13 protein-coding genes are annotated in these 9,090 nt (G+C 45.4%); 5 read left to right on the top strand and 8 right to left on the bottom strand.

Features of this window, described 5'->3' with window-relative positions:
* Nucleotides 1–89: 89 nt before the first annotated feature.
* The 4 genes from EKM80_RS14010 to EKM80_RS14025 all read right to left on the bottom strand — a co-directional run bounded on the left by EKM80_RS14010 (nt 90) and on the right by EKM80_RS14025 (nt 2,923).
* Nucleotides 90–644, bottom strand: coding sequence for a hypothetical protein (locus EKM80_RS14010; RefSeq protein WP_125554238.1), 555 nt, complete (start codon nt 642–644; stop codon nt 90–92).
* A 172-nt stretch (nt 645–816) separates the two neighbouring features.
* Nucleotides 817–1,170, bottom strand: a complete 354-nt coding sequence (locus EKM80_RS14015) for a hypothetical protein (protein WP_125554240.1) — start codon at nt 1,168–1,170, stop codon at nt 817–819.
* 19 nt (nt 1,171–1,189) lie between these two features.
* Entirely contained in the window at nt 1,190–2,107 is a 918-nt protein-coding gene (locus EKM80_RS14020; RefSeq protein WP_125554242.1) for a Gfo/Idh/MocA family protein, read from the bottom strand.
* An 84-nt stretch (nt 2,108–2,191) separates the two neighbouring features.
* Nucleotides 2,192–2,923, bottom strand: coding sequence for a TatD family hydrolase (locus EKM80_RS14025; protein WP_125554244.1), 732 nt, complete (start codon nt 2,921–2,923; stop codon nt 2,192–2,194).
* Nucleotides 2,924–3,085: 162 nt separating this feature from the next.
* Between EKM80_RS14025 and EKM80_RS14030 the strand changes: the two genes are divergently transcribed.
* Genes EKM80_RS14030 through EKM80_RS14040 form a run of 3 tightly spaced genes read left to right on the top strand, consistent with a single transcriptional unit; the run spans nt 3,086 to nt 4,339 of the window.
* Nucleotides 3,086–3,460: a DUF4430 domain-containing protein gene (locus tag EKM80_RS14030; protein ID WP_125554247.1), complete on the top strand. Its 375-nt coding sequence runs from the start codon at nt 3,086–3,088 to the stop codon at nt 3,458–3,460.
* On the top strand, nt 3,447–3,971 hold the full coding sequence (locus EKM80_RS14035) for an ECF transporter S component (RefSeq protein WP_125554248.1): 525 nt from the start codon (nt 3,447–3,449) through the stop codon (nt 3,969–3,971). Before EKM80_RS14030 ends, EKM80_RS14035 begins: the two co-directional genes overlap by 14 nt.
* Nucleotides 3,972–3,997: 26 nt before the next feature.
* A complete protein-coding gene (locus EKM80_RS14040; RefSeq protein WP_386699641.1) occupies nt 3,998–4,339 on the top strand; it encodes an iron chaperone in 342 nt (113 codons plus the stop codon).
* A gap of 87 nt (nt 4,340–4,426) precedes the next feature.
* On the opposite strand, the gene EKM80_RS14045 is transcribed toward EKM80_RS14040, so the two are convergent.
* The 4 genes from EKM80_RS14045 to EKM80_RS14055 all read right to left on the bottom strand — a co-directional run bounded on the left by EKM80_RS14045 (nt 4,427) and on the right by EKM80_RS14055 (nt 7,359).
* Complete coding sequence (locus EKM80_RS14045; RefSeq protein WP_125554250.1) at nt 4,427–5,053, bottom strand: stage II sporulation protein M; 627 nt, start codon at nt 5,051–5,053, stop codon at nt 4,427–4,429.
* Nucleotides 5,054–5,060: 7 nt separating this feature from the next.
* Nucleotides 5,061–5,543, bottom strand: coding sequence for a universal stress protein (locus tag EKM80_RS14050; protein ID WP_125554252.1), 483 nt, complete (start codon nt 5,541–5,543; stop codon nt 5,061–5,063).
* 85 nt (nt 5,544–5,628) lie between these two features.
* Nucleotides 5,629–5,790 carry a hypothetical protein gene (locus tag EKM80_RS14950; RefSeq protein WP_164509587.1) on the bottom strand — a complete coding sequence of 54 codons (162 nt, stop codon included), beginning with the start codon at nt 5,788–5,790 and terminating at the stop codon, nt 5,629–5,631.
* Nucleotides 5,791–5,820: 30 nt separating this feature from the next.
* Nucleotides 5,821–7,359, bottom strand: coding sequence for a multicopper oxidase family protein (locus tag EKM80_RS14055; protein WP_125554254.1), 1,539 nt, complete (start codon nt 7,357–7,359; stop codon nt 5,821–5,823).
* Nucleotides 7,360–7,562: 203 nt separating this feature from the next.
* Here EKM80_RS14055 and EKM80_RS14060 point away from each other — a divergent pair, with 203 nt between their 5' ends.
* Complete coding sequence (locus tag EKM80_RS14060; protein WP_125554256.1) at nt 7,563–8,075, top strand: type 1 glutamine amidotransferase domain-containing protein; 513 nt, start codon at nt 7,563–7,565, stop codon at nt 8,073–8,075.
* A 249-nt stretch (nt 8,076–8,324) separates the two neighbouring features.
* On the top strand, nt 8,325–8,996 hold the full coding sequence (locus EKM80_RS14065; protein ID WP_125554258.1) for an EAL domain-containing protein: 672 nt from the start codon (nt 8,325–8,327) through the stop codon (nt 8,994–8,996).
* Nucleotides 8,997–9,090 lie beyond the last annotated feature (94 nt).

Raw genomic sequence — 9,090 nt, forward strand, 5'->3', positions numbered from 1 at the left:
GATCGATAAATGAATTATATTATTTCATCTGTCAACCATAAAGGGACTATAACAAAGGGACTATAACAATCTTGGCAGAACTTACTTTTTTAATTACCTTTACTAGCTTGTAACGGCGTAGCATCTTGTGTGAAAAATCGTTGCCAGCAGGCGATGGCGCGTTCGTCGGCACCGCGGTCTTGGCATTCCAATGCCTTGCCAGCTAATTGTTCATACGTTTCGATAACTGTGCTATAGTGTTGTTGCTGTTGTGCGGTTAGTTGGTTAGCATTAATTTGTGCATTAGCATACGCAGGTACCGGCGTGGTTAAGTGAGTATTAAAATACTGCAAAAAATCATACACCATTTCTTGTTCATTAAGTCGCTTAGTGACCTGCAAGTACTCTGTCCATATACTGATCAATAAGGCTTGATCGAGTTCTGGTATGGCCTGCACTAACAAATTATTTATAATACAAATTATGCGCTTAGCATCCCGTTGTATTTTAGGCGTGAAGCGACTTAACATGTGCTGATAAGCCTGTGGTACTACTGGATCGAGCGATATATAGTGTCCCGCCACTGCCATTTTAGTCGTGACTTCTTTGGGTTGTTCAAGCATTTTTTTCTGCACATAATGATTAAACCAGGTAGTTGCATCCATAACTATTCCTCCAGTTACTATTAGCAAACGCTTACCTTAATTTAGCACATGTTCCTTTGTTATGAAAGCAGTTTTATAAAAAAATTTAGTCTTAAAATGCCCAAACTAGCCTGTGTTTGCTAATTTGGGCATCACCGCTTTACATTACGCTAGTGTTTCCATGCGATATCTGTTATTTAATTAATTCAGTGGCTGTCGTCATGTCCACCGCGGTGCCTTGATAGATAAAGGCGTTGGTCACAAAGCTGTCACGCTCTGGGGCACTCATCGCTTGCCAGTGAAATGGATGGATGGGAAAGGAAAATAGGCTACCGTCACTGTTGATATTTTGTACATAAAAGATTTGAAAACGCGGGAAGGTTAGATTCTCGTCGATCAGCGCAGCAATTGCCTGTTCTAATGCTGCTTCACGTGGTAAGGCTAATTCAGTGAGTTGCCGGCGAAATTCACTAATTTGTTCAACCGATAATGGGTGCTGCATGATGGCGTGCTTAGTGGCGGCGTAAAGTGCGAGTAAGTCGCTCATGGGCGGTTCCCTCCTTGGGTTAAATGAGTTTGTTTTTCTGCGCGTAAGCTAATAAATTCTGACAAACTTGGTGTGTTAAAATACTGGATGCTGGGCTGACTGGATTGGCTTGCTTACCTTGAACAGCCGCAACGAAGTCATGGATCAGTGGCGCAAAACCGCGGCGTTGCAAATTAGGCGTCCAATCTGGAAATTGCTCTTGGGTCGTCATTCCGTTAGCCTGCAGCGCATACGTTGCTAGGTCAGTGACCTTGGCAATGCCTTGCGGGTTCTGCACTTCAGCCGTTTCGCTGTTGGCACCAGCCTGCATATTTAGTAGCGCATAGGCGGTTGCAGTCGGTGTCTCCATGACCACGCTAGCTTGCAGCAAAGCGCCATGCTGTGCCAGCACGCGATAGTGGTAGTGCGTTGGCGTCTGGCCAAGTAAGAACAACGCAGTATCAACCACATGGGGCATTAAATCAAAAATGACAAACGGCACTGGCTGCAGCGTAGCAACGCGCTCCTTTTGGACTAAAACGGTTTGCGCTGGCTGTTGCTGTAACTTTGCATTAAATGGTGCGAAGCGGCGGTTAAAGCCAGCCGTTAGCAGTAAACCTTGCTGCGCTGCCAGTTGGTATAGCCGTTTCACATCAGCCACGTTATCGCTAACTGGCTTATCGACGTAAACGTGAACGCCTGCACGCAAGCATTGTTCAATGTAAGCCGCGTGAGTTGGCGTTGGTGTATGAATGAAAATGGCCGTTGGTTTTTGCGCCAATAGCGCGTCTAGATCAGCCGCAGTGTGTTGAAACCCATATTGCTGCTGTAAATGCTGTAATTTTGCCACATTACGGGTACACAATACCCATTCAACTTGATCCTGCATACGTGCCATCACTGGTAAATAAGCTTTCTGAGCAATATTGCCTAGCCCGAGCACACCAATTTTTAACATTTGCTCACCTCATTTGTTTATCTTAAGTTTAGCGGTTCGCTAGCGCTAACACAACTGCAACGCTAGTGAATACCGTTACTTAACTCATTGTTCATTTTCCCCTGCCCAAAAGCGCTGCAAATTAGTCACTAACTGCGCCGCAATTGTATCCGGCGCCAAATGGTGGGCTTGTGATAACGCCTGAATACCTGCATCCATGATCTGCGGGTAATCGTTAAGTGGCAATTCTTGATTCAACGCCCAGGCTAGACTTTCCATGCCATCGGACTCTAGCAGCACACGCTCCAGCGGTACTGCATTGAGTAAATAATGGACGCTTTCTTCTGTGGCAAATGATGGCCCAATACTGAAGTAACAGCCTAGCGCCAAGTAATCTTCAATGTATTCAGTGCTGGAATACCAGTGGATCAAATACGTGTTAAAATACGTCTTCAGAATGCGCAGCGTTTCCTGCTCCATCCCTTTGGTGTGGATGATCACTGGTTTGTGCGCTTGTTCAGCGTAAGCTAACTGCTTGGTAAAAATCTGCTGCTGCAGTTTTGGCGCCGTTTTGGTCCAAACATTATCTAGGCCGATTTCGCCGATAACCGGTACTTGGGCCAAAATTGGCGCCATTTCAGCCCAAGTTACTTGATCAACTTGCCAAGGGTGAATACCAGCGCTTAACTGCAAGCGCCGGCTATGACCAACCCACGCTTGATTACGGGTAAATTCAGCGGGCGTTGCACAATTGATTGTAGCGTAAATTTTTTCTCGTTTTAACAGGCGGACATAACTTTGTTGTGTCGCATGTGTGTGGGCATCGCTTAATTGCATTGCTTTAACTCCATTCTCTTTTTAGCTGTGTTATCCCGCTATTTTCAAGCACAGCGTCACCTTTTTCGACTTGCTTTCATTTAATTCTAACATGATTCCCACCAATTATTTATCCAATGAAAGCCAATTCACTGGTATACTGTTAACATTGGAGGGATTTTTGTGCAAAAATTAGTTAAAATAACGACCATTTTTACGTTAAGTGTGGGGCTACTTGGCGCCAGTGCGCAACCAGTTGCGGCAGCAAAGGCCAAAACTGTCAAGGCACAGATCACATTAACGGTTGATAATAAAAAGATCAGCAAGAAAAAAGTAACCACGACCAGTAAGACCAACTTGATGAAGGTCTTGAAGAAACATTATACGATCAAGGAAGACGACGGTATGATCACGTCGATCAATGGTCACAAGCAAAACACCAAGGCGCAAAAATACTGGTTATACCAGATCAACGGTAAGGATGCCACTAAAGGCGCTAAAAAGACTTACCTGAAAAATAACGATAAGGTCAGCTTCACGTTAAATGCCGACAAGTAAATCGCGTTATACGCCACGTTACATCGCTGTGGTATCGCTGATCACCGCTCTGTGTGTCGTCGGCCGTTACTTGTTTCAATTTCTACCGAATATTCAGCCGGTAACCGATATTATTATTTTTATGACCCTAAGTTTTGGCGTCGTAACAGGTGGTTACATCGCTATTTTATCAATTTTAATTTCCAACGTCTTGTTAGGTTTCGGTATTTGGACAATTCCGCAGATTTTTGCCTATTTAGTCGTGGTCGTATTGACCTGGCTAGTTGGTAAGCTACCTTATTTACGCCGCCATCTCTGGCTGCAGGCGGTCTTTAGCTTATTGGCTGGTTATTTATATGGTTTCTTCGTCAGCCTTGGCCAGTACCCGCTACTCGGCGGTTGGCCGCAATTTGTTGCCTATTACATCGCTGGTCTGTACTTCGATACGTTTCATGCGTTTGGCAACTTGGTTCTGTACTTCATTTTGATTCCACCGTTGACCAAAATCATACCACGCCTGCGTTTAGACTAAGCCGCTTTCTAGGAGGGAAAATAAATTTGAACACAATTGATGATTATATCGCCACACTAGCGCCGATGCAGCAGGAAGTTGCCCAAATCATGCGCGAGCTGATTCAGACCGCGGCGCCACAGGCAACTGAAACCATCGCCTACTCAATGCCGGCCTTTCAGCAAAATGGCAACGTGCTGGTTTATTTTGCCCCCGCCAAGGCGCACTTAGGCTTCTACCCGACGCCAGCGCCGATTGTAGCCTTTGCGGAGCAGTTGCGTGGCTACAAAACGAGTAAAGGTGCGATTCAGCTGCCTTATGATCAGCCGCTACCAGTGCAATTGATCAAAGCTATCGTTGCCTACCGCATCAAAGAAATCAATGCTTAGTCTTGGCCTGCAGCTTCCACTGCAGGCTTTTTATATGTGGAAATAGCGTTTAAGGATAAAAAAATAGACCATTGAGTTGGTCTATTTTTAACGGACTAAAGTTAGTAACCATGGTGTAATAAAGCCTTCGATGGCCGCCGCAATTAGCAAGCCAGGAACGACAACTAGTAGATACAGGCGCAGTAGTGGCTTGATAAACGGCCACCACTTTAGTTGGCCGATCCAGTCATAGCGGTGTGCGCGCCAATTTTGAGTACGACTTCGTACGTAATAGTTGAGCTGACTGGCTAGGCCTACCGCCACGGCAAAACTGGAGATCTCAATGATCCCATGGGGTAAAATACCAGCTAGAATCAGTAGGCCGACTGGTGTGTGGCTGGCATTGATGTATAGCACCAAGCCGATACTAGCGGCCGTCCCAACTAAATTCACCCAATACAGCAATGGTACTGGAATCAACGCTAGGATGACAACCAGCCAGACTGCGCGCTCGTTATGCCACGCAATATTAAGTGCCATTTGCCAGTTGGTATCATTTTTCAAGCCGCTAACCGCTTGCTTCAAAAAGCTTTGCAGGCCAGCTAGATCAGGTGCAATCAGTACCATTAACCCGTAAGTTAGCGCTGCGCCGACTAATAATAGCACCCAGGCAGCCAATACATTGGTCCAAAGCTGCTGCCGGCGCCAGTGCCGTAAGTCGTGGGTTTTATCCATGAGTCACCTATTTCTTGGTTTTCTTAGGTAATTTATTGTCAATATTGGTTTTGACCACCAAGACATCAGCGATCGCCATTCGATTAACGTAAGATGCTACTGAGCCGATCAGCATGCGTTCAACTGCATTTAACCCAGTTGCCCCGATCATGATCAGATCATTTTTATGCTCTTGGGGAAAATCACGCGCAATCACTATTTTAGGATTACCGAAACGAATATGGATGTCGATATCATGAAAATCGCTATCCTGCTCGATTTTGGTGACCAGCTTGTCCAAGTACGTTTTCACATCTTCTGACATTTTATAGATGACGTCACCATCGACGAAGCTGGAATAGCTGACCTCAAATTGTTGGGTCGCCAAAACATCCAATACATCCAAATGAGCTTCATTACGTTTGGCCACTTCCACAGCTTTTGCCAGCGCGAGTTCCGCTTCCTTAGAACCATCAACTGGCACCAAAATATTACGATATTCTTGTAGCATAACGATCAATCCTCCTCAGTTGTTATCCTGATGTTTACACTTACATTATAGTCTATTTATACTCATTATGCCTACCGTAAAATAGTTACTTACGCTTGCGGCTACGCATCAGTGCTATTCCAGCATTTAACAACATCCCGCTGGCCATCATGTACATGGCCAACATATTTTGACCCAGCGCTACGGCGATTAAGAGAATCAAATAAAAAACAAAGAAGAATAGCGCGGAATAATAGGACTGCCCCATACTTACCACTTCCTCTTTTGTGCAGCTATTTTACATCCGCATCCCCATTTTGGCGTAGGATTCCATGCCGCCCATCCATAACTGATCCATTGGTACACCGCGCTCTTCGCTGAGTGCTTGCATCATCGTGTCCATATCCATCAGTTTATAATCTGGGTTCGGGTTATCTGCTGTGTAAGCCAAAATTTGTGCCATCATCCCGCCGTCTTCGTGTTCGATAATGTGGCAATGATACATATACAAGCCCGGCAGATCAAATTTAACCTTAATGCGCACCGTTTCACCGGGGTTAACGCCAACCGTATCCTTGTAGCCATGCTCGTTGGGGTAAGGTTCATGACCATTGCGGGAAATAACGGTAAATTGCGTACCGTGCATATGGAACGGATGGACCATGCCGCCATTCATCGTGTTGGTATTAGTCACATCCCAATATTGAACGTCACCAACTTTTTGGCGTGCATCAATGCGCTGCATGGCAAATTTTTTACCGTCGATCAGCACTTGTTCATCCATCCCCGACATCACCACTTTGCGGACTGGCAAACCTGGTGTAACCGGCAAATCAGCAATATCAGCTAAATGCGCGGGCAGCTTTGTGTTATCTGGCGCAAATTGTTGCACGCGGAACCGTACTAACGGCACATCATCAGAATACAACGTCACCACATCGCCCGGCTTATATTGGCCAAAATCAACGATCAATTCCGCCCGCTCCGCGCAGGTTAACATCAACTTCGTCAATTTAACTGGCGCTGGCATCGTCCCACCATCGGAACCAACTTGCGTAAACATTAAATCATCGCTGAAATGTAGACGCCATTCACGGCGGTTAGCGCCATCAAGGATCCGCAAACGCAAGCGCTGCGTGGTGACATCAAAATAAGGATTGACCGTGCCATTGATTAATGCGGTCGGTCCCTGAACACCGTCAGGATCGTAATCAGCGCGATAATCCCATTGATTATTTTCATGGAAACGGCGATCTTGCAGGATCAATGGAATATCGTCCACGCCCCACTGCCGCGGAAACGGTAGCTTAGCTTCGGCTTGATCCTTGACTAATACCATCGCTGCTAGGCCATGATAGACTTGTGCGGCAGTTTCTGGACACGGATGCGCATGTAACCAGACCGTGGCGGCGGGCTGATCAAGGGTAAAGTCGATCTGACTGCCTTTACCAGGATAGACTGGGGCATGGCAGCCACCATCAACATAGGGGCCAATAACATTAAGGCCGTGCCAGTGAAAAGTAGTCAGCTCAGGCAGCTCATTTTTCAACGTTACATGAATATGTTTGCCCTTTTCAAATACGATCGTCTGGCCGAGGACACTATTGTTGTAACCCCAGGTTTTCGTTTTCGCGCCGGGCAAAAATTGCGTTTCGCCGGTTTGCGCAATTACAGTATAGTAAGTGTCAGTGGCCGTTTCTTTGTCTGGCTTAAGCAATGGTGGCACATTCAACGGCTGTTGTGGCGCATTGGCCTCTTCCAGTGGCACATAACCGCCATCATGGGTATTAAACGCTGACTCATCAAAGAAATAATCGGTATAAACCTGATCAGACATGATCAATCGCCTTCCTAATTTGTTTTTAGTTTCGCTTTCATTATAGCACTGAACTTATAAGTTAGGCATACCGAACCGCACGCGTATTTATTGAGTTGCCGCCCAAAAGCTTGCTACACTAAAGAATGTCTAACAGCGCATCTTATGTTTTTAGACACACGCTCATTACTAACAACGCCTTAATTCAGGCCAGGAGGGATTCAATGAAAAATAATCTAATCGCAGTTATCGTCACAAATGGTGTCGAAGATGTAGAACTGACCAGCCCGCGTGAGGCCTTAGTCGCCGCTGGCTACAAATTATGCTTGATCGGCCAACGTGCTGGCGAGATTATCCAAGGTAAAAAAGGGACCCCGTTTTTAATCGATCGTGGCATTGATGACGTGATGCCGGAAGAATTTTGTGCCCTGCTCATCCCCGGCGGCTTTTCCCCAGATCAGTTGCGTGGCGATCAACGCTTTGTTGATTTCACTAAGGCCTTCTTTGAACAAAAACGGCCAATTTTTGCCATTTGTCATGGACCACAATTATTCATTCAAGCTGGTTTAGCCGATCAACTCCATTTAACCGCCTATAAAACAGTGCAGCCAGATCTAGCTTATGCTGGTGCAACTGTCGAAGATCAGGCAGTAGTCGTCAGCGACAACTTGATCACCAGCCGCAATCCCGATGATCTACCTGACTTTAATCAAGCTATCGTAGCCGCATTAACATAGGCACAGAAAGTTTGGGTGCAAACCCAAGCTTTTTTTTACGCTAAATTCTAGTCACAGCAGTATAATTGTTGCAGCAACCAATAACTAACAGAGAACCCAAATATCTTTACAAATGTTATTTTTTATTTTAGACTGCAAGTGGTATTATAGTGCAATGACTTATATTGAAGAGATAAGTTCGCGTAAACGCCCTAAACATGGTGCGTTCACGCCCGCGATATTTTTATTTACAATTGGAGGAACGTTGTTTTGCTAACTTTTTATGGACAACCAAAGTTCAAAAGTGATGGAGCAACTCGGCCCCCTATCGGCTATGAGTTATTTATCCGTGAACATACAGCAGCGGGCTGGCAGCTGCCAAAAGACTTTAACGCAATTACGGTTGCGCAACTTAAAGCTTTACTGCTTAAAACAATGCCCCTGATGCCAGCAAACGTTGTCTCAGTTGCCTTTAATTTAGAGCCGGCACAATTTATTGATCATAGCTATATCGATATGATCGCTGAAGTCCAGCAAACGACGTCCATTATTTTATACACCGAGTTAACTGAACGCGCTGACGACCAGGTGACGGTACAACAGCTATTGGCAGCAGCTAAGTACTTCCACAAGCTAAATTTACAAGTTTGTGTTGACGACGTCGGTTCCGGTAGAAATACGCTTGGCCTAGTCTTAGCGCTTAATGATTATGTCGATGAGTATAAATTTGCCTGCCAGAATTTTCGCTTTGCCGCTGATTTTAAACAAATAACTGAAATATTAGATCCTTGGTATGCTTTAGCCCAGCGCCATAAAAAAGTATTTGCCATTGAAGGTATTGAAACTGCCGCAGAATTAGCCATCGTTGACAAGGATTATCCTTGCGACATCGTTCAAGGCTACTACACCGGCAGGCCAGTGCCACTAAACATCGAAGTATAAGTAAGCGTAAATAAAAAATGAGCTAACAACAATAATCTGTTGTTGAAGTGAACCCCCGGTATTGGACCAGAATCCAATACCGGGGGTTTTACTA

Origin of the sequence: Loigolactobacillus jiayinensis (genome assembly GCF_003946445.1) — a bacterium.
Lineage (GTDB): Bacteria > Bacillota > Bacilli > Lactobacillales > Lactobacillaceae > Loigolactobacillus > Loigolactobacillus jiayinensis.

Coding starts and splice junctions, on each gene's coding strand:
- EKM80_RS14010 (WP_125554238.1), bottom strand. CDS start 644: ATGGATGCAACTACCTGGTTTAATCATTATGTGCAGAAAAAAATGCTT.
- EKM80_RS14015 (WP_125554240.1), bottom strand. CDS start 1,170: ATGAGCGACTTACTCGCACTTTACGCCGCCACTAAGCACGCCATCATG.
- EKM80_RS14020 (WP_125554242.1), bottom strand. CDS start 2,107: ATGTTAAAAATTGGTGTGCTCGGGCTAGGCAATATTGCTCAGAAAGCT.
- EKM80_RS14025 (WP_125554244.1), bottom strand. CDS start 2,923: ATGCAATTAAGCGATGCCCACACACATGCGACACAACAAAGTTATGTC.
- EKM80_RS14035 (WP_125554248.1), top strand. CDS start 3,447: ATGCCGACAAGTAAATCGCGTTATACGCCACGTTACATCGCTGTGGTA.
- EKM80_RS14045 (WP_125554250.1), bottom strand. CDS start 5,053: ATGGATAAAACCCACGACTTACGGCACTGGCGCCGGCAGCAGCTTTGG.
- EKM80_RS14050 (WP_125554252.1), bottom strand. CDS start 5,543: ATGCTACAAGAATATCGTAATATTTTGGTGCCAGTTGATGGTTCTAAG.
- EKM80_RS14950 (WP_164509587.1), bottom strand. CDS start 5,790: ATGGGGCAGTCCTATTATTCCGCGCTATTCTTCTTTGTTTTTTATTTG.
- EKM80_RS14055 (WP_125554254.1), bottom strand. CDS start 7,359: ATGTCTGATCAGGTTTATACCGATTATTTCTTTGATGAGTCAGCGTTT.
- EKM80_RS14060 (WP_125554256.1), top strand. CDS start 7,563: ATGAAAAATAATCTAATCGCAGTTATCGTCACAAATGGTGTCGAAGAT.